The sequence below is a fragment of the Magnetospirillum gryphiswaldense MSR-1 v2 genome (genome assembly GCF_000513295.1).
GTDB classification, from domain to species: Bacteria; Pseudomonadota; Alphaproteobacteria; order Rhodospirillales; family Magnetospirillaceae; genus Magnetospirillum; species Magnetospirillum gryphiswaldense.
Genome location: NC_023065.1, coordinates 2,699,602 through 2,717,191, shown reverse-complemented (window position 1 = coordinate 2,717,191; position 17,590 = coordinate 2,699,602). Strand labels below are relative to the sequence as shown.

The 17,590-nt window shown below is 64.9% G+C and carries 24 protein-coding genes; 6 read left to right on the top strand and 18 right to left on the bottom strand.

The genetic code is table 11. From position 1 onward, the window contains the following. Positions 1 to 2 precede the first annotated feature (2 nt). Genes MGMSRV2_RS12860 through MGMSRV2_RS12830 form a run of 7 tightly spaced genes read right to left on the bottom strand, consistent with a single transcriptional unit; the run spans position 3 to position 6,826 of the window. The gene (locus MGMSRV2_RS12860) at positions 3 to 1,025 is read right to left on the bottom strand and encodes a major capsid protein (protein WP_024080791.1); all 1,023 of its coding nucleotides are present in this window, start codon (positions 1,023 to 1,025) and stop codon (positions 3 to 5) included. A 14-nt stretch (positions 1,026 to 1,039) separates the two neighbouring features. Beyond that, on the bottom strand, positions 1,040 to 1,429 hold the full coding sequence (locus MGMSRV2_RS12855; protein WP_024080790.1) for a head decoration protein: 390 nt from the start codon (positions 1,427 to 1,429) through the stop codon (positions 1,040 to 1,042). Between the two features lie 11 nt (positions 1,430 to 1,440). Further along, the gene (locus MGMSRV2_RS12850; protein ID WP_024080789.1) at positions 1,441 to 2,673 is read right to left on the bottom strand and encodes a S49 family peptidase; all 1,233 of its coding nucleotides are present in this window, start codon (positions 2,671 to 2,673) and stop codon (positions 1,441 to 1,443) included. 8 nt (positions 2,674 to 2,681) lie between these two features. Further along, a complete protein-coding gene (locus tag MGMSRV2_RS12845) occupies positions 2,682 to 4,112 on the bottom strand; it encodes a phage portal protein (RefSeq protein ID WP_024080788.1) in 1,431 nt (476 codons plus the stop codon). 2 nt (positions 4,113 to 4,114) lie between these two features. Continuing rightward, the gene (locus MGMSRV2_RS12840; RefSeq protein WP_024080787.1) at positions 4,115 to 4,324 is read right to left on the bottom strand and encodes a phage head-tail joining protein; all 210 of its coding nucleotides are present in this window, start codon (positions 4,322 to 4,324) and stop codon (positions 4,115 to 4,117) included. A 2-nt stretch (positions 4,325 to 4,326) separates the two neighbouring features. Beyond that, positions 4,327 to 6,294: a terminase gpA endonuclease subunit gene (locus MGMSRV2_RS12835; RefSeq protein WP_041633615.1), complete on the bottom strand. Its 1,968-nt coding sequence runs from the start codon at positions 6,292 to 6,294 to the stop codon at positions 4,327 to 4,329. Continuing rightward, positions 6,275 to 6,826, bottom strand: a complete 552-nt coding sequence (locus MGMSRV2_RS12830; protein WP_024080785.1) for a hypothetical protein — start codon at positions 6,824 to 6,826, stop codon at positions 6,275 to 6,277. Before MGMSRV2_RS12830 ends, MGMSRV2_RS12835 begins: the two co-directional genes overlap by 20 nt. A 97-nt stretch (positions 6,827 to 6,923) precedes the next feature. Between MGMSRV2_RS12830 and MGMSRV2_RS12825 the strand changes: the two genes are divergently transcribed. The 3 genes from MGMSRV2_RS12825 (at position 6,924) to MGMSRV2_RS12815 (ending at position 8,184) form a co-directional block, all read left to right on the top strand. Continuing rightward, positions 6,924 to 7,289, top strand: a complete 366-nt coding sequence (locus MGMSRV2_RS12825) for a hypothetical protein (RefSeq protein ID WP_024080784.1) — start codon at positions 6,924 to 6,926, stop codon at positions 7,287 to 7,289. Positions 7,290 to 7,331: 42 nt separating this feature from the next. Continuing rightward, complete coding sequence (locus tag MGMSRV2_RS12820; protein ID WP_024080783.1) at positions 7,332 to 7,511, top strand: hypothetical protein; 180 nt, start codon at positions 7,332 to 7,334, stop codon at positions 7,509 to 7,511. Positions 7,512 to 7,605: 94 nt separating this feature from the next. After that, positions 7,606 to 8,184, top strand: a complete 579-nt coding sequence (locus MGMSRV2_RS12815; protein WP_024080782.1) for a DUF3489 domain-containing protein — start codon at positions 7,606 to 7,608, stop codon at positions 8,182 to 8,184. On the opposite strand, the gene MGMSRV2_RS21150 is transcribed toward MGMSRV2_RS12815, so the two are convergent. Genes MGMSRV2_RS21150 through MGMSRV2_RS12805 form a run of 3 tightly spaced genes read right to left on the bottom strand, consistent with a single transcriptional unit; the run spans position 8,160 to position 8,893 of the window. After that, the gene (locus MGMSRV2_RS21150; protein ID WP_144084307.1) at positions 8,160 to 8,351 is read right to left on the bottom strand and encodes a hypothetical protein; all 192 of its coding nucleotides are present in this window, start codon (positions 8,349 to 8,351) and stop codon (positions 8,160 to 8,162) included. The two genes, MGMSRV2_RS12815 and MGMSRV2_RS21150, sit on opposite strands and share 25 nt — an antisense overlap. Positions 8,352 to 8,359: 8 nt before the next feature. Beyond that, on the bottom strand, positions 8,360 to 8,623 hold the full coding sequence (locus tag MGMSRV2_RS12810; protein WP_024080781.1) for an HU family DNA-binding protein: 264 nt from the start codon (positions 8,621 to 8,623) through the stop codon (positions 8,360 to 8,362). Positions 8,624 to 8,683: 60 nt separating this feature from the next. Beyond that, positions 8,684 to 8,893: a DUF7220 family protein gene (locus MGMSRV2_RS12805; RefSeq protein WP_041633614.1), complete on the bottom strand. Its 210-nt coding sequence runs from the start codon at positions 8,891 to 8,893 to the stop codon at positions 8,684 to 8,686. Between the two features lie 92 nt (positions 8,894 to 8,985). Between MGMSRV2_RS12805 and MGMSRV2_RS21635 the strand changes: the two genes are divergently transcribed. Beyond that, on the top strand, positions 8,986 to 9,150 hold the full coding sequence (locus MGMSRV2_RS21635; protein ID WP_024080779.1) for a DUF6900 domain-containing protein: 165 nt from the start codon (positions 8,986 to 8,988) through the stop codon (positions 9,148 to 9,150). A 2-nt stretch (positions 9,151 to 9,152) separates the two neighbouring features. Beyond that, on the top strand, positions 9,153 to 9,368 hold the full coding sequence (locus MGMSRV2_RS12800; RefSeq protein WP_024080778.1) for a hypothetical protein: 216 nt from the start codon (positions 9,153 to 9,155) through the stop codon (positions 9,366 to 9,368). Here the strand turns inward: MGMSRV2_RS12800 and MGMSRV2_RS12795 are convergent. From MGMSRV2_RS12795 to MGMSRV2_RS12765, 8 genes are all read right to left on the bottom strand, one after another. Then, the gene (locus tag MGMSRV2_RS12795) at positions 9,355 to 10,620 is read right to left on the bottom strand and encodes a site-specific DNA-methyltransferase (protein ID WP_024080777.1); all 1,266 of its coding nucleotides are present in this window, start codon (positions 10,618 to 10,620) and stop codon (positions 9,355 to 9,357) included. The two genes, MGMSRV2_RS12800 and MGMSRV2_RS12795, sit on opposite strands and share 14 nt — an antisense overlap. A gap of 2 nt (positions 10,621 to 10,622) precedes the next feature. Beyond that, positions 10,623 to 10,817, bottom strand: a complete 195-nt coding sequence (locus MGMSRV2_RS21720; protein ID WP_339325556.1) for a DNA cytosine methyltransferase — start codon at positions 10,815 to 10,817, stop codon at positions 10,623 to 10,625. Continuing rightward, on the bottom strand, positions 10,799 to 11,449 hold the full coding sequence (locus MGMSRV2_RS12790; protein ID WP_024080775.1) for a DNA cytosine methyltransferase: 651 nt from the start codon (positions 11,447 to 11,449) through the stop codon (positions 10,799 to 10,801). Before MGMSRV2_RS12790 ends, MGMSRV2_RS21720 begins: the two co-directional genes overlap by 19 nt. Positions 11,450 to 11,791: 342 nt before the next feature. After that, positions 11,792 to 12,280: a DUF6362 family protein gene (locus MGMSRV2_RS12785; protein WP_024080774.1), complete on the bottom strand. Its 489-nt coding sequence runs from the start codon at positions 12,278 to 12,280 to the stop codon at positions 11,792 to 11,794. After that, entirely contained in the window at positions 12,273 to 12,464 is a 192-nt protein-coding gene (locus tag MGMSRV2_RS12780; RefSeq protein WP_024080773.1) for a hypothetical protein, read from the bottom strand. The genes MGMSRV2_RS12785 and MGMSRV2_RS12780 overlap by 8 nt, the downstream gene beginning before the upstream one ends. Continuing rightward, a complete protein-coding gene (locus MGMSRV2_RS12775; protein WP_024080772.1) occupies positions 12,461 to 12,928 on the bottom strand; it encodes a RuvC family protein in 468 nt (155 codons plus the stop codon). Before MGMSRV2_RS12775 ends, MGMSRV2_RS12780 begins: the two co-directional genes overlap by 4 nt. A 494-nt stretch (positions 12,929 to 13,422) precedes the next feature. Continuing rightward, entirely contained in the window at positions 13,423 to 15,981 is a 2,559-nt protein-coding gene (locus MGMSRV2_RS12770; RefSeq protein WP_242410681.1) for a VapE domain-containing protein, read from the bottom strand. Beyond that, complete coding sequence (locus MGMSRV2_RS12765; RefSeq protein ID WP_024080768.1) at positions 15,927 to 17,231, bottom strand: ATP-dependent DNA helicase; 1,305 nt, start codon at positions 17,229 to 17,231, stop codon at positions 15,927 to 15,929. Before MGMSRV2_RS12765 ends, MGMSRV2_RS12770 begins: the two co-directional genes overlap by 55 nt. Positions 17,232 to 17,287: 56 nt before the next feature. On the opposite strand from MGMSRV2_RS12765, the gene MGMSRV2_RS12760 reads away from it, so the two are divergent. Further along, positions 17,288 to 17,587: a type II toxin-antitoxin system RelE/ParE family toxin gene (locus tag MGMSRV2_RS12760; protein WP_024080767.1), complete on the top strand. Its 300-nt coding sequence runs from the start codon at positions 17,288 to 17,290 to the stop codon at positions 17,585 to 17,587. The last annotated feature ends 3 nt before the right edge of the window (positions 17,588 to 17,590 follow it).

The window sequence follows — 17,590 nt, the reverse complement described above, 5'->3', positions numbered from 1 at the left end:
GCTCAGTTGCCCGAGAACAACCGCACCGCCAGCCGGGGCCGCTTGTTGACCGGCAGGATGGACGCCTCGGTCTTGACGTCGATGGCGCTGCCGTCCTGACGGGCCAACTGGCGGGCATACATGGGCACGCCCAGGGTGTTGACGGTTTCGATCAAATTGGCGGGAGCGCCATAGGTGACGAAGGTGTCCATGGTGCCGAGCGGGAAGGCGATACCCTCGCCCGCCGGGATCAGGGTTTCGGTCTGGCCGGTGGAAAGGGTGACGGTGGCGCTGTATTCCTCGAACACCATGCCGGCGAAGGGGAAACGGCGACGCACGTCTTCACGCAGCGGCTGGGCGCCGGTGGAGGAGAAATACTGGTAGGCCTGCTCGACCTTGGCATGGCCGATCAGCTTGTCGAAGAACTCCGGGGACACCAGGGCCAGCACGCTGGTCATGGTCTCCCCCTTCAACTCGACCTCCACCTTGCGCAGGACATCGCGGATCTTGGCCTGGACATTGGTGGTGGCGGTGCCGAGGGTGAAATCCACCTGCTGGCGGCTCAGGGCGAACTCAGAGAAGTAGTCGTAGAGGGTGGCCCCGGAGCCGTCGCGGATGATGCCGCGGAGCGCATTGACCTCCATGAACTCCCGCGTCTGGGCATGCTTGGAGCGCATGCGGGTCAGCTTTCGCTCCATCACCGTGGCCAGGGGATCGGCGGCATCGGCGACACCGAAACCGCGCACGCCCTGGACGTCCTGGGGCGTGATCGAATCGTCATGGGGAATCCACGGCACGGTGAAGGAGCGCATGCTCCGGGCGTCGCGGTTCGCGACGGTGGCCGGCCCGCCCAGGGGAACGGTGGGCAGCAGGTTGAGGACGCCCTCGGCCTGCTCGATGATGACGCTGCGCTGGGTGACGCCCTCGAAGCGGAACAGCCCCATCTGGCCGAGCCGGGTGTAGAGGTTGGGCAGGATGTTGATGGCCTGGGTCATCTCGGCGAGCGAATAGCCGCCCGCGTCGAAGGGGTTGATGATGGCGTTCATGGGAAAGGCTCCGATCAGACGGTGGCGCGGGCAACCAGACCCACAGTGGCAAGCTGGACAATTTTGGCGGCCCGTTCGGCGGGCTGGTCGACCGAGGCTTCGAAAATCAGAGCGCCATCGGCCAGGATGACCGGGCCACGGGCGGCGATCAGGCCGGTGGCCACGCCATCGGTGGCGTCCACCGCTTCCAACAGCACGGCGATGGCGGTTTCCGCCCCTTGGTCACCGACCACCTCGGCGGCGGGCGACAGGCGGTATTCGCCGTTGGCGGTGATGCGGCCCAGCACGGAACCCAGGGGATAACTGGTCCCCGCCTTCAGGGTAACGGTCTCGCGGGTGTAGCTGGCGTTCAGTTCGAACTTCAGCAGGTCGCCCAGGGTGGGCGAAGCGGTCAGAACGGGCATGGGGCTGTTCCTTACTTGCGAGCGGCGGCTTCGCGGGCACGCCGGACGATGGGGCTTTCGGTTTCAGTTTTCGGGACCGCACCCGCCGGAGCGGCGGCGACCACATCTGTGGCCTCGGAGCGCTCGGCCAGTTGCTCCAGCACGGTGCGCCGTAACGCCTCGGGACGGATGCCCTTGGCCATGGCCTCGGCGGGATCGATGGTGACTCCCAGTCGGGCGGCCTGGGCGGCGATGGCGCTGATCTCGGAATATTCGGCGCGCAGACGCTGTTCCACCTGGGCGGTTACTTCGCCGGGCACCGGAACAATGGCTCCTGGAGCGGGGCGCTCGGGTTCGATGACGGGGATGTCCCCTATTTGCTCGGACATGGTGGTCTCCTTGGGTCTGGACAGGATGGGGGAGCGGATGGAGGGGCGAGCCAGCACGGCTCCGAGATCGGCCAGGGCGACGCGGAGCGTGCCGACCTTGTCGGCAAGTCCCACGGCCACCGCCTGATCGCCACGATAGACCTGAGCCTCGGTGGCCCGCACGGCGTCGGGGTATAGGCGGCGGCGCTCGGCCACCAGGGTGGTGAACTTCCCGTAGAGGGCATCGACATCGGCCTTGAGGGCTGTGCGGGCAGAGTCGGACAGCGGCTGGTGGGGATTGCCGTCCACCTTGCAGACTCCGGCATGGATGAAGGTCCAGGCCAGCCCAGCCTGGGTGTCGGCCCCGGATTCATCACGGTGAACCGCCACTACGCCGATGGACCCGACCTCGCCGGTCTGGGTGACGTAGATTCGGTCGGCGGTGCAGGCGATGGCATAGGCCGCCGATAGGGCCGCCTCATCGGCTACCGCCCAGATGGGCTTGCCGCACTGGCTGCGGATGGCCTGGATGTGGTCGACCAGATCGAACAACCCGCCCACCTCGCCACCGGAGGAGTCCACGTCCAGCAGAATGGCGCGAACGCCGGGATCGGTGGCTGCCGCCTCGATGGCATCGGCGATGTCGCCATAACCGGTCAAGCCGCTGGCGGCGCCGAGATAGCCGGAGCGGGCCACCAGGGTTCCCACCACCGGCACGATGGCGATGCCGTCGGGCGTCACCGCCACATCGGCGGATGGAGCCGTATCACCGTCGAAGGAGATGGACTGCCCAGCCAGCCGGGGGCCGAGAGCACCCAGGATCACATCCAGCTTACTGCGGGCGACCAGCAGCGGCGTCCCGTACAGACGAGCCGCGAGATGGGGCAAATCGTGCATGTCCGTCCTTACGATGTCGGTGGGGGCAACAAGAGCGGTGGCGGATCGGAACCGAAGGTCAGCCCCAACCGCTGTTCCCGTTCCCGGTCGGTGGCAGTCTCGGCATCGACCTGTTCGGCGTCGTAGCCACGCTCGGCCAGTGCTTGCGTCCTGCTTTTCAGACCCGCCCCGATCTGCTCGATCTCGGCCTTGGCGTCCTTCAGCGGATCGACCCAGTCCCATTTCGGCGGCAGCCAGGAGCAGGCGATGAAGCTGGCGCGTTTGCGCTCGTAGCCGGGAATGTCGAGCGCCCCGGACAGCACCGCCACATCCAGCCAGCGCTGCCACACTTTCCTGCACATCTGGTGGACCATCACCGAGTGCTGCCATGCCTCGACCCGGCGGCGGAATTCCAGCAGCGCCATGCGCGAGTTGGAGTAGTTGGCCTTCAGCATGTCGTTGGACAAATAGGCGTAAGGGATGCCGGTGGCGGCCGAGATCTGCAGCAGCGTCCGATACTCGAATGGCTCATACGATCCGCCCACATCGGCGGGGGCCGAGGTCTGGATCTGCTCGCCCGGCTCCAAGGGCACCACCTGGCCGGGCTGGACCTCGACGATGCGGTCGCCGGAACCATCGTCGGCTGGGGTCACATCGATAATATCGGTTGGTGCCGGCGAGATGACGAACATCGCGTACATGGCCGCGATCTTCTTGCGCTCAAGTTCTGCGTCATCGTACTGGTCGAGCAGGAACAGCTTCACCACTGCCGGGGCCAGCCGGGAGACGCCACGAAGCTGGCCGGATTCCACCGGGTCGATGACGTGGATGATTTCGGCGGCCGGCACCCGCACCATTTCGCCGACCATGCCGGGATCGGTGAGATCACCGGGATGACGCCGCAGAAACCAATATGCCGCCCGCCGACCGATGCGGTCGAACTCGATGCCCTGGCGGATCACGTTGCCGTTGGGAAGAACCTCGGTTCGGGTCAGGGGCAGCATCTCGGACGGCAGCATCTGAAGCTGCAACGGCACAGTCAGGCCGTCTTCCGGGCGACGCGGGCGCAGGCGGAAGAACACTTCCCCGGCGATGAACACCTCGCGGGCGGCCCGGCGCTGCTGGCCGTAGAAATCGGTCAGGTTCTCGGCGTCGGACTCGTCGGTCCAGGCCAGCCAGAGCTGCTGCACCCGAGTCTTCAGATCCTTGTCGGCGATCAGCGACGACGGCTTGATGCCGGTGCCCACCGCGTTGCCGGTCCAGCTTTCGGCGGCGTTGAGGGCGTAGCCGTTGTTGCGCACCAGATAACGGGCTCGCGCCGTGATGTCGGAACCGGCAGCCGCGATCAGGGTATTGACATGGGCGCGGCTGGGCTGGAAGCCCTTGAGCCGGCGGCTGCCCTGGGCGGCCTCGAAGCCGCCGATCAGGGCGCCGATCCTCCTGCGCAGTCCCAACAACATGGTTACAATCCCTTGGTGGCGACGGCGAGAATGCGGCGGCGGGGTTTCTTGCCTTCCAACACGGCGATGCGGCGGTCGAGATCGGCCAGGACGTGATTGGCCTGGGTCAGGTCGTACTGGACAGTGCGGTCGCCAACCGTGACGCGAGCCACCAGCGAGTTACGCCGCGCCAGCACCCGCTCGCGCTCAGCCTTCATCTCGTCGAGAGTCATGATCAGTTCAGTCCACTGAATTTGATGATCCGCCGGGGTCGGCGAGCGATCCGGCGGATCTGCCCGGCCTCCGGGTCACTGGCAGAGGCAAAGTCCGTGGCCGCCACCTGCTTCTCGAGATCCCGCCATTTAGCCTCTGACCAGCGATCGGCACCGACGATCCAGGCGGCTGCGCGGGCATAGACCCGGCAATCCAGCGCCTCGTTGCGCTCGCGCAGCTTTTGCCATTCCAGCTTGGAGAAGCCGCGCCGGTTCTTGACCGTCACCAGCTGCTCGGCGACGAACTGCTTGCACCATTCCGAATCCGACCACGATGGCAGATGCACCGTTCCGGCGGGGAAACGGATTCCCTCGGCTAGTTCCTCGTCGGTGGGCCGCTCCAGGCGCAAGTACCGGTAGGTCTCCGACTTGAAGGTGGACACCGCCACCGTCCAGAGGCGGGCACCACGGCGCACCTTCTTGCCGCCCTCGGTAGCGTCCACAAAGGTCGGCCCCGACACCGGGCTGGAGCGGTTGAAGCCCTCGACACCCTTGATCGGCGAGACTTGGCCTACGCCCACCCTGCGGCCCCAGGTGTAGACCGCCGAGGACTCGTAGCCGGAGTCGATGGCGAGACGGGCGATCTTCAGGGCGGCACCGTTGGCATGTTGCCAGGTCTTCGCCAGCACCTGCTCCAACGCAGTCCAGGTTTCGGCCTTCTCGGGACCGCCGTCGATGACGATGTGGTCTACCAGCCAGCTTTCCAGGTTGCGGCCCCAGGCCCAGACATCGATCTCGACGCGGTCCTTCTGGACATCGGCCCCGGCGGTGAGGAACAGGGCGCCTTCCGGCACACTGCCATTGGCCCAGGTCTCGCGGCGGTCATAGAGCCGCTGCCAGTCGGGGGCCTCGCCGGATTCGGTCCAGGTTTCGCCCAGCACGGTGTTCTTGAACACCCGCAGGGCATCGTCATTGCCCTGGGCCGCTTCCCACAGGCGGACGATGTCGCGCCACGACTGCCAGCCCGGCGGTGAATACAGCGCCGAGATGTGGAAGCCGATGGTACCGGGATCAGTGCCCGTGGCCGTCGCCCGCCAAACGCCTGCCGCCAGCATGGCGCCTTTGTGGTGCTCGGCGATCTCCTGCTCGCAGGCTTCGCAGTGATAGCGCACCGTCTCGGGGCGGCCCTTGTCCCAGCGCAGGCGCTCGAATTTCAGCCACTGCATGGTCCCGCAATGGGGGCACGGCACGAAGAACCGCCGCTGATCGCTGGCCTCGTATTCCCGCTCGATCCGCGACATGCCCCGGATGGTCGGCGTCGAGGCCAGGAACACCTTTCGGCGATGGGCGAAGGTCAGAGACCGCGCCTCGGCCAACCCCACCGGATCGCCTTCGTCGTCGGCGGAAGCCGGATAGGCGTCGACCTCGTCGAGGAACAGGTAACGGGCCGGCATGGAACGCAGGCCCACCGCACTGTTGGCACCGGTCAGCACCAATGTGCCGCCAGGGAAATCCTTCGACAGCATGGTATTGCCGGCGTCGCGCGAGCGGGCCGGTTTGACCCGATCGCGGATAGCCGGGCTTTCCTCGATCAGCGGATCTATGCGCTGGCGTGAGGCCCGTTTCGCCATCTCCACCGTCGGCTGGACGCAGAGCATCGGCCCCGGCGCATGGTGGATGACGAAGCCGATGAAGCAGCAACCAGCCTCGGTGGCCCCCACCTGGGCCGCCTTCATGAACACCACCCGCTGCACCGGATTGGTGGGCGACAGCGCGTCCATGATGTCGCGCATATAAGGTGTGCGCGCCGTGCGGTAGCGGCCCGGCTCCGCCGAGGCCCGGCTGGACAGCATGCGGTGCTGATCGGCCCATTCCGAGACGGTCAGGGCCGGATCTGGACGCAATCCATCGCGCCACGCCTGGAGCAGGACGTCCGATCCCCGGAAGGCGAAGGAATCCTCACCCCCAGGATCACCGGAACGTCGGCTCAATTTCGGCGAGTTCGGCAAGATGGGCCCTCACATGGGTTTCCAGCAGGGTCTGCATCAAATGCGGTTCGATCCCGATTTCAGCCGCCATCTGCCCGGCAATGCGGGCGGGCCAGGTGATCCAGGAATCGCGTTCCTGCCGGGCCAACTTGAACACCAGGGCGGTGGCCCGCGCCCGATCGACCACCTCTTCCTTGAGGCGGTCCACCTGGATACGGGCTTTCTGGGCCTTGGCGACTTCATGGGCCGTGCGGGCTTGGTTGAAGGTGGCGCCGGATGTGCTGGGCAATGGCGGAACGGTCTCGCGCTGGAGTGATGGCGACGAGGATGGCTTCTGGGCGGGGGGCAACATTGAGGGCGGCGGTACTGCAGCCCGTCGGGCCGGGTCGGTCTGGGAATCCCAGGCGGCGTCGGCCTTTACCGGGTCGATGGTGCCGTCGGGCTCCTGGGGAATCCGGCCCGTCTGCACCGCCTTGCGCACGGCGGTATGGCTGACGCCACGCCTGCGGGCATATTCGCGAACGGACACCCCCATGATCGAAGCCTTAAAACGAAAGGAAATGATCCGCTATTCCAGTTGATGTGCCGGGCCGACAGAGCGATGGATGGTCCCACGAACAGAGGAGACCACCATGCCCAACACCATCCTCCCCACCGCCAATATTGATTGGGGCTTTTTCGGCACCTTGGGCGATCACGCCGACCAGGCCGAAGCCTGGAATTTGGCGATGCCTGCGATCCAACTCGTCACCGGCTGCCCCGACACGGCGGTACGCGATTTCCTCGACAGCACCCAAGGCCGCCACTTCGCCGACGACGTCGCGAACGGATTGTTTCGCGGTCTCGGGCTGGCGGCGGCAATTGAAGCGGCGGTGGCCCGCTGGATGGCCTGGACCATCAGCCGCCTCACGGCGCGGGAAACCGGCATCCCGCACGGGCTGCCCTACCTCACCGGCTTCGTCACCCATTTCGAGGTCATGGCCGACGCGGCAGCCTGATGTCCGGCCTCGCCGGCAGCACCGTCAAGAAAGGAGATACGGATGACTGATTCCACAGAGATCGACCGCCTGCGTGCCGACAATGCCGCCATGGTGGGAACGTTGCGGGCCATCGACCGCGCCGCGACCGAGATAGAAGCAACGGATGGGCCTGCCGATGACCGCGCCATGTGGGCGGCGATTTACGAGGCCCGGCGTCTCCTGGCCAACATGGCCGCCTGACGCCCTTGGTTGCCCCATCGCCCGACCGGGTCCGCCCGGTTGGGCTCGGGGTGGTACAGGCGCACCCCGCGCCGACACCCCGGAGGGAACCACCATGACCACGATTCAGCTTTCCGACACCCAATCCGTCATCCTCGCCACCGCCTGCGCCCGCGAGGGCGGGCTGGTCCTACCGATCACCACATCCTTGAAGGGCGGCGCGGTCGACATGGTGCTGACCAGCATGATCAAGAAGGGCCTGATCGAGGCGATTCCGGTTGAAGCCGGTGCCCCGGTCTGGCGCGAAGACGAGGACGGAACCCCGCTAACGCTAGTTGCCACGGCCGCCGCCTACACGGCGTTGGGCATTGTCGCCGACACGGGCGCGGACACGGCGCCGGAAGAAGAACCGGGGGCTGACATGGCCGACAAGGCAGAATCCCCGCCCACGGACGCTCACGTCTCGAAACCGGCCCGCAAGCCCCGCGAAGGCACCAAGCAGGAGGCCCTGATCGCCATGCTGAAGCGGCCCGAGGGCAGCAGCATCGCCGAGATTACCGCCGAGTTCGGCTGGTTGCCACATACGGCAAGGGGCGCAATCGCCGGGGCCTTAAAGAAGAAGCTCGGCCTGGACGTCACCAGCGAGAAGATCGAAGGCCGGGGCCGGGTTTACAAATTGGATTCTGCAGTCTGACGGCGCTCGATTTCCGTCAAAACCATCAGGGCGAGATCGAGGGCAGGATGATCACCTGTCCTCGACGCACGCTCAACCTGCTGGCGGGCGACTTCGAGAGCGGTTTGACCGTAATGCTCAATCAAATCGTCCGCGCTGCGCGCCACCTGCTCTGGGTCCACCGCCATTCTTCAGCCTATTTCTTCAGCGACGACGACGCCTTGAACTTGATGGTCGAGGACGCCGCGATCTCAATGGTCTTGCCGGTCTGGGGATTGCGGCCCTGCCGGGCCGGGCGCTCGGACTTCGAGAAGGTCCCAAATCCAATCATCCGGAAGCGGCCTTCGGACTTCACGCCATCCAGAATGGTGGCCACCAAGGCATCGACAGCTTCGTCGGCCTGGGCGGCGGTGCAGCCGGTGGCGGTGCGGATGGCTTTGGAAATCGCGGTCTTGCTCATGCTGTTTTTCCTTCCCGGACAAGAATCCCGGAAGAAGATTAAGGGCATGTCGCCAATTTGTCACCGGAGCCGTTCAAAGACCCGCCTCAGCATGAAACCCCGAGCCAAGGACACCACGGCGAACACCAAGCCGATCGCCAGATCATCGGCCAGGGTGATGTGAATGCCGAAGATCGGGAACACCACCACCTGGGTGGCGACCGCGATGCCGTAACCGATCACCACGTTGGCGGCGGCCTCGACCATGGACATACGGCGAGATTGACGCAATCGATCACCTTATTGAAATTGCACGCTTAATCGACTTGATCTGTCGGCGCCATAGAGCGGTACTGGCCCCACCACAACGGAAGGCCAAGAGCATGAAATCCCGAGACCAAGCCCTGACCGAGATCGCCACCCAGATCCTGAACCTGGAAACCCTGGACACCCGCAACAGCGACCGCCTCGACTTCCACGAGTTGTCGGTTTGGCAGGTCAAGAAGGCCCTGGAAGCCGCATTTACCGCTGGCCAGGAGGCGAAGTGACCATGGCGGCCCGGTTGACCGTCCGCCCCACCGCGGCCCTGAAGGCCCATCCTCAATGGTCGCAGACCGATTTCGAGTACTTCCGGGGCCGGGGCTATTCCAACCAGCAGATCCTGGAATTCTGGAACCGTGATCTACGACTCGGCTGCAAGCCGCTTAACTGGAAACCTTCCGACGCCAAATACCAGCATTCCCTGCGCCGGATCACCCGGCGCTGACCGCCTTCCCGGCGGCGATGTCGTCGAAGCAGCGGCCATCACCATCCAGAATGGCTGCTTCGCCAGTCTGCTCCTGCCAACGCAGGACGATGACATCGACGTATTTGGGGTCGAGTTCCAGCAGCCGAGCCTGCCGCCCCATGCGTTCGCAGGCGATCAGGGTGGTGCCGGAACCGCCGAACGGATCGAGGATGATCTCGTTCTCCCGCGATGAATTGCCGATAGCCCGTTCCACCAGTTCCACCGGCTTCATGGTCGGATGGAGGTCGTTCCGGGCCGGTTTGTTGATCGACCAGACGTCCCCCTGGTCGCGGGCGCCGCACCAGTAATGGCCGCCACCTTCCTTCCAGCCGTACAGGATCGGTTCATATTGGCGCTGATAATCCGAGCGCCCCAGGGTGAAGGTGTTCTTGGCCCAGATGATGAACGTCGACCAGTGTCCGCCAGCCTCCAGGAAGGCGCTTTGTAAGGTGTGCAACTCCGACGACGACATGCACATGTAGACCGCACCCTTGGTCACGGCCAGGATGTTAACGCAGACGTCGTACAGGAACTGCTTGAACCCGCCGCCCAGGGCATCGTTGAGGATGCGACGGCCTTTGCCTCCCTTGCCCGGTGCGCCGTAATCAACGTTGTACGGGCTGTCGGTGAAACACATGTTAGCGGGGGCGCCACCCAGCACCTTCTCCACATCGGCCAGGATGGTGCTGTCGCCGCAAAGCAGGCGATGTTGGCCCAAGATCCACAGATCACCCGGCCGCGTCACCGGATCGGCGGGCGGTTCCGGCACCTCGTCCTCGCCGGTTTCATCACCCTGGCCGTCGCCCTCGTCATCAAGGGGAGCCATCAGGGCGTCCAACTCCTCGTCGGAGAAGCCGATGACGCCGAGATCGTAGCCATCGCCGTTCAGCGCGTGCAGCTCCGCCGCCAGGGTTTCTTCATCCCATCCCGCATTGAGAGCAAGCTTGTTGTCAGCCAAAATATAGGCGCGGCGCTGGGCCTCGGTCAGATGGTCGAGGATCACCACCGGCACCGTATCCAGGCCGAGGGATTTGGCGGCGGCCAGTCGGCCATGCCCGGCGATGACATTGCCCTGGCTGTCGGCCAACACCGGGTTGGTCCAGCCGAACTCCACCATGCTGGCAGCGATCTGGGCGACCTGGCCGTCCGAATGGGTCCGCGCATTGCGGCCATAGGGGATCAGCCGGTCGATGCTCCAATGCTCGACGGTATCGGGAAACGGATGGGCCATTGTCATTTTCCTGCGGCCTGGATGCGGCTGCCGATCCAGGACATCACCGGAACAGCCATGGAATTCCCCAGCCCGCGATACCTCGGGCCGTCTGGGCAATCCTCCGGGGCCTTCCGCCGCCAGGGGATGCGGGTGTAATCGTCGGGAAAGCCTTGAAGCCGCTCGCATTCGCGGGGTGTCAATCGGCGCACCGCCATGCCGTGCTGGACCGCCAACTGGCCACCGGCATTGTCGCGGCCCAAGGCCGACATCGCCCGCAAGGTCGGGGTGACGCCACCCGCCACGCGACTGTGCGCGTGGGTCCAAACACAACACCAGCGTCCGTCCATTTGCCCCCTGGTGGGAGCAGCGGACCATCTTCGCCGGCCAATCCGCCCAGAAGGCATCCGAAGGCGTTATCGCGGGTGGACAAGGCACCCGGCACGTTTTCCCAAATGGTGTAGGCTGGGTCGATGGCATTGGCGAGGTCCACGAATTTGAGGGCAAGGTTGCCGCGCGCGTCGTCCAGAGACTTGCGCAGGCCCGCCACCGAGAAGGCCTGGCAGGGTGTTCCGCCCACCAGCACGTCGATCTTGCCCCGCCACGCCCAACCATCGATGGCGGTCATGTCGCCCAGGTTGGGAACATAGGGGTAATGGTGGGCCAGCACGGCGGACGGAAAGGGCTCGATCTCGGCGAAGAAAGCGGGCCGCCAGCCCAGCGGCTCCCACGCCACCGTCGCCGCCTCGATCCCACTGCACACGCTGCCATAGACCAGCCCTTCGGCGGCCAAGGCGCGCGATATCACGCCGATGGCCGGCGGGACCGGCTCGGGGAGAGCAAGCTGCATGGGGGTGGAAACCTGGGCTGGTGGAAACTGGAAACCGGCAGGTGGAAACCCGGTCAGGTTTCCAGGGGTGGTTTCCACCCTGGTTTCCAGGCCCCCGGATATGCGAAAGGCGCGCTGTCCTTGGACAATCGCGCCTTTGGGCTGGAAACTGGAAACCTAAGTGGAAACCCAGATTTTCGGGCTGTCGCTAGCGATATTCGGCGCTGATGCCCCCCGCATAGCGGAAGGTGCCGGGGAGGAACCAATTCTCCACGGTACGGTGTTCTATTCTTTCGCCCGCTTCGGGCGGCGGATCATTTAGTGATCGTTGCCGCCGCCCGTTCCGCGAGCCTGGAATTACATCTACCCCAAACTGGCCATCACTGTCGCGCCCTGCGATGTATCGATACACTTTTCGCTTTCCTCCGCCGCCTTGGTGCGGGCGATCAGATCTACCTTGGAGATGTGCCTGGGGATGCGCTTGCCGTTCAGCTTCCAGGCAATGACGCACAGCGCGAACAGCCAGTGCCGGTGAGCGGTCGCCCGCGTCATGCCGACCTGCCAGCAGATCACCTTCCATGGGGCGTTGGTGGCCCGCAGCCAGATGATCTTGGCGTCGGTGGGATCGAGATGGCGCAGCCAAGGCAAGGCTTCGTCCATGCGGGTGATGGCGGCGGCGGAGGGCGGCGGACGGCGTAGCTTCACCTCGGTGGGTTCCAAACATTCCTGCACATAGGGTGGCCAAATGCTGGCATGACCCTGACCTCTGGTTTCAGGTAGGCGGCGCAGGGTGTCAGCTGCCTCGGCGAGGCGATCCTCAATCAGGGAAGGCGTCCAATGGTTTTCAGTCATGGGACACCTCCGGGCGCGGACCATACAGCTTGGCGCCCAACTGGCGGATCAGTTCACGCTCGGGCCAAGTGAGGCGCTGATCGTCCTCGGCAATGACCAGGACGCCACGCTCTTGCCAGCCGTCCCGCTTGACCTGCTCAGGATCGCGGCGGGTGCCACCGTAACCGGGAGGGTGCCAGTTCATCGCACACCTCCTTCGGTGTCGATGGCCCAGGACAGGATGGCCAGGGCGTCGGCCTCGTTGTCGTCCTCGGGATTGAAGCCGCGCGCCTGCATGGCGGAGATCACCATGTCCTTGCTGGCATTGCCCTTGCCGGTGGCGTGGCGCTTGATGGTGCCGACCGGAACGCCCTGATAGGGGATGTGCTTGAGTTCACACCAAGCCGTCAGGTGGGCGAGAAAGCCGCCATAGATGTGGGCCGCGTCGGTGCCAATATGACGACGGCATTCTTCGAAATAGACCGTGCCGATGCCCTTGGCACCGGCTTCGAGGTGGTCCAGCCAGGATCGGAAGCGCAGGAAGCGTATTCCACCCCCCTCGAATCGGCCGGGGCGGAACTCCATGGTGCCGGAGACAATGACACCGTCGGCAAGGCGCATAGCCCAGCCGGCGGTCGTGCCCAGATCAAGGGCGAGGATGGTGGTCATGGTGAAGGCTCACAAGGTCAGTGGGCCTTCGGCTTCGGTCGAGGGAGAGTCTACGGGTCGCGGTGTCTCGGGGCAAACCGAATTACGGAGCGGCATGGGATGGCCGTGTGTTCCCATGTTCCCAACCAGAATCGGATTTCTAAAACATTTCCCTGCCAGAAAAATTTACGCAATGTAGCGTGTTACACCATCTTTATAGGACAACCATAAGCATTCTTTTTTCTCTGCCTCCAATAACTTTCAAAAAGGTTGGGAACAATGGAAAGGTTGGGAACAACAAGGATTTCCGGGGCCTCCAGCGTTCCCAACCCCTGCCTGTGGTTGGGAACGGTTGGGAACAAATCGGGCAAGACGACGCGCTCTCCAACGAGTGGGCGATCCGGATTTTGGGAGGAGGTTGGGAACAGAAAGGAGAGGTTGGGAACAGGCCGGGCATGAAAATGGCCGCGACGACCGATGTCATCGCGGCCCAAGACAGGACAGGTAAGAACCGGTCAGCCTTCCGATCGATACCGCCAATCCAGTGAGGCACCACTGCGGCTGCGGTACCGCTCCCACCCCCGAGCCTTCAAGTAGGCACTGATGCGCATTTGATCGCCACGCGTCCACCGACCCGGTTCGATGCCGATGGCGTTCTGGAGGATCTCCGCCACCGACACGTCGGTCAGAAGAGCAGCCCGCTCCACCTCTTCCTCCCGCCAGTCGTCGTAGGCAGCGTAGCCGCGATTGACGCGCTGCTTGTCGTAGACAAGCCAGCGGTCGATCAGGCCGTCCCAGGCGTCGGATTGGTAACGCTCCTCTTGCTCTGCGCGGGCCTGGGCAATCAAGTCGGGATCGTCCAGCCACCAGATGGCACCTTGGCTGTACATGGCCATGGCCTCGGCCCAGAGCTGGTCGCGGGCACGGCGGATAGCCTCGAGATCGATCTTACCGCAACGGATTGGCCAGAAGCGTCGGTTTCCGGTCTCATCGCGCAGGTAGGTGTCGGGATTGACGGTGCCAGCGAACACGCACTGGCGTGGCACGTCGGTGACGTAGCGTTCATAGGGCGGGCGGTAGCGGTCGACGGAGCGCGACAAGAAGGACTTGATGCGGGATACCTCGGCGCGGCCGATGGCGTCCAGTTCGGCGATCTCGATGATCCAGACGCCGCGCGTCTGCTGGGCGGCGTCCTTGCTGCCGATCTCAGCCAGTTCGTCGGTGAACCACTCTGCTCCGGCCAGGGTCTTGAGTGCCGTAGATTTCTTGGCGCCCTGTGGGCCTTCCAGTATCAGCATGTGATCGACCTTGGTGCCGGGGTCCATGATCCGGGCGACGGCGGAGATCATCCACAACGAACCGAAGGCGCGGTTAAGCCGGGTGTCGGCGGCGCCCAGATAGGTGATGGCCCAGGTCTCCATGCGGTGGATACCATCCCATGTCAGATTGCTCAGGTACTCGCGTACTGGATGAATGCGGACACCGTGGGCCACCGCACCGATGCTACGGGCCACCACCTTGGGGGAAACATTGATGTCGCGGCGCTGGAGCCATTCGGCGCAGCGGACGTCGTCGGCTTCCCCCCACGGGCGGGATGCCGATATCCGATCATCCCATGGCAGCGAGCGATTGACGACGATCTCCTGGCGGAACTCGTCGAAGATCAGCGCCCCGGCGAAGGCCTCGTCGTGGGACAGGGCGGTGATGACGTTGGCTTCGTTGCGCTCAGGGTTGCCGTCGGCGCCAGTGCGGATCTGAGCGAACCAGGCTGGGCGGACGGACGGCATGCCGTTGCCGTTTCGCAACTCACGGTGAAGCCGCGTGAGATGCTTCTCCATGGTCGCGACCGGAATGCGGGCCGCCGCCTTGATGGCGACCAGCACCTCGCGCTCATGGGCCGGTTCGAGCCGGGCGCGGGCGAGATCCCCCAACAACCGGCTGAACTCGTCCATGTCGGGCGGATAGGTCAGCTTGAGTGCGGCGGAGCGCAGATCGTCGAAGTTGGAGAGGGACGGCGGGTCCTCGGCGGATGGCAGGCTGTTATAATGTGCGGCGACCGCGCCTTTGCGCAGATCGTCGTTGAAGTCATCGCCGTGCAGGGGCACGACGATGGAGGACGGGATGCCCGCCGTATTTAGCCTGTCGGCCAAGGTGGCGGCCGCCTGCATGCCGACGTCACCAGCATCGGCGAAGATGGATACGCGGCGAGTGCCCTCGGGCCATTGCCACTGACGCATGCCGCCAGCCGACAGCGCCGCCCAGGTGGGGATGCCGAAGATGGCCCAGGCCGACAGGGCGGTCTCGATGCCCTCGGCGATGCCGAGATCGCCGTCGGCGGGCACGGGGGCGAGGCGCACGCTGCCGCTGTCGATTGCCCCCAGCATCTTCTTTCCGGGCGGTGCCTTGTCCGAGCCATCGTCGAGCAGGAAGGTGCGGTGGATGCCGCCGACCGGATTGCCGGCACCGTCACGGACAATGCCGACCAGCCCCGGCCAGCCGCGCCGTCCCTCGAAGTCGGGAAGGTCGTCGTGGTACAGTAGGTCGGGCGAGCGGGGATTGCCGATGCCACGCCCCTTCAGATAGGTCTCGCCGATGGTGCCGGCCAACGAAATGCTGCCATCGATAATGCGCTTGATCTCCAGATCATGGCTCGGCTTCGCCGCCACGGGGCGGGCCACTGCCGGCAGATCCAGCCGCGCCAGCCGGGCGGCTTCCTCGAACAGATCGCGGTCGGCGAGACCGGTCGCGTGGTGGATCAGATCGATCGGGCCGGCGCTCTCTCCGGTGGCATGGTCGAAGCCCCAACCGGCGTGGTGGCCAGCAAGGTGGATGATGCACGAGCCCTCCTTACGCGGCGACCGCCCCGCCAGATCGGCACAGCGCAGCGTCCGGCGATCCGGGGAGAGGAGACCGTGCGGAAACAGGCCGGGCAGCCAGTCCAGTGCCGTGGCGGCGAGGCGACCACGGATTTCGGGCAGGTCAAAACGGGCAGGCGGTTGCCAGACATCGTTGAGGTCGATCATGCGAGTATCACCAGCCCCCTTTCGGCACGAGTAATGGCGGTGTACAGCCAACGGCGGCGATCCTGCTCGCTTCGCCCCAGACCGTCGTCCCAGACAACGACGTTCTCCCATTGCGACCCTTGCGCCTTATGGCAGGTGATGGCCCAGCCGAAGGTGGCCTCGGTCAGCTTCTTCTTGTCGCGCCAGTCGCGGTCGTGGCGGTGCGGGTCGAGAGCGACATGGTCCTCGAAATGGCCCTTGTAGAGCAGCAACCGCCCCGGCTTGCCGCCCTTGGCCGGTGGGCCGACCGGGTTGCCGTCCTCGTCGGTGATGACCGCCGAGAAGTACAGGCTGCCTTCGTCGACGATGTCGGCCAGCGACAGGAACATGCCGTTGATCAGGCCGAGGTCGGACTGATTCTTGAGGCAGATGATCTTTTCGCTCGGGCCGGTGGGCAGGAACATTCCCCCGAACCCGGCGGCACGGCGAAGGGCATTGTTGAGCTGGAACCGGGTGGCGTTCTTGCCGCAGATGACCTGACCGCCGCGCAAGGCCTGATCGGGGGTGACGTCGGCCATGCGCATCTTCCAGGCATGATCGTCGTATTGGCCGAAGCCGATGGGCTGGCCTTCGCGGGCCATCGTTGCCAGCCGGATGATGGCGCTTTCGGCGGCCTGGCGGTGGATCTCGGTCAGTATGACGTCGGGGGCGTCCTTGGTGAAGGCGCCCTCGCCCTTGATCGGCGGCAACTGGCCGGGATCGCCCAGCACCAGAATGGGGCGGCCGAAGCTCATCAGGTCGCGCGCCATCTCCTCGCCGACCATGGACACCTCGTCCAGCACGATCAGCTTGGCCGATGCCGCCGGGCTGTCGGGATTGAGGGCGAAGCGCGGCTTCTTCATCTCCCGCATGGACTGGCGCATGGCCTCAATGGCGGCCTCGGCGGCGGTGCGGTCGAAGCCGGTGAGATGGCGGGCGTCGATTTCCGCCTGGGCGATGCGCTTGCCCGCTTCCTCGATCTCCTCGTCGGTGGCCTCGATGACGCTATAGATCAGGCTATGGATGGTCCTGGCCGGGGTACCCTTGCGCCGCAGCACCAGGGCGGCCTTGCCAGTGAAGGTGGCGGTGACCACGCCGGGCACGTCCTCGGTGTGGGGCGCTAGGCCCATATCCTCCAGGGCAAATTTCAGCACGGTTGATTTTCCCGTTCCGGCAAAGCCAAACAGTCGGAACACCTGCTGCTCGTCCGTGCGACTATGGAACCAGTCACGGATGGCGGCGATGGCCTGGGCCTGAATGTCGGAGGGGGTGATGTCGGTCATTGAGCAGGCCCCCTTGAAAGCTTGCGCACCCGTATCCACTTGGATACAGTTGAGTCATGAACACGCTGCTGCGCACCGCCAGCTTTGATGCATGGCTTTCGGCCTTGGCCGACATCAAGGGAAAGGCCCGCATCCTGGCCCGGCTGACCGCCGCGGAGTCCGGTAATTTCGGTGACTGTGATTCTGTTGGGGATGGCATCAGCGAGATGCGGGTCCATTTCGGGCCGGGATACCGGGTGTACTTCACCCGGCGGGGCAAGGTGATCTATCTGCTGCTGCTGGGCGGCGACAAATCGACCCAGACGCGAGACATCAAGCGGGCCAAGGAATTGGCCAAAATGATCGAGGAGGCTTAAGCC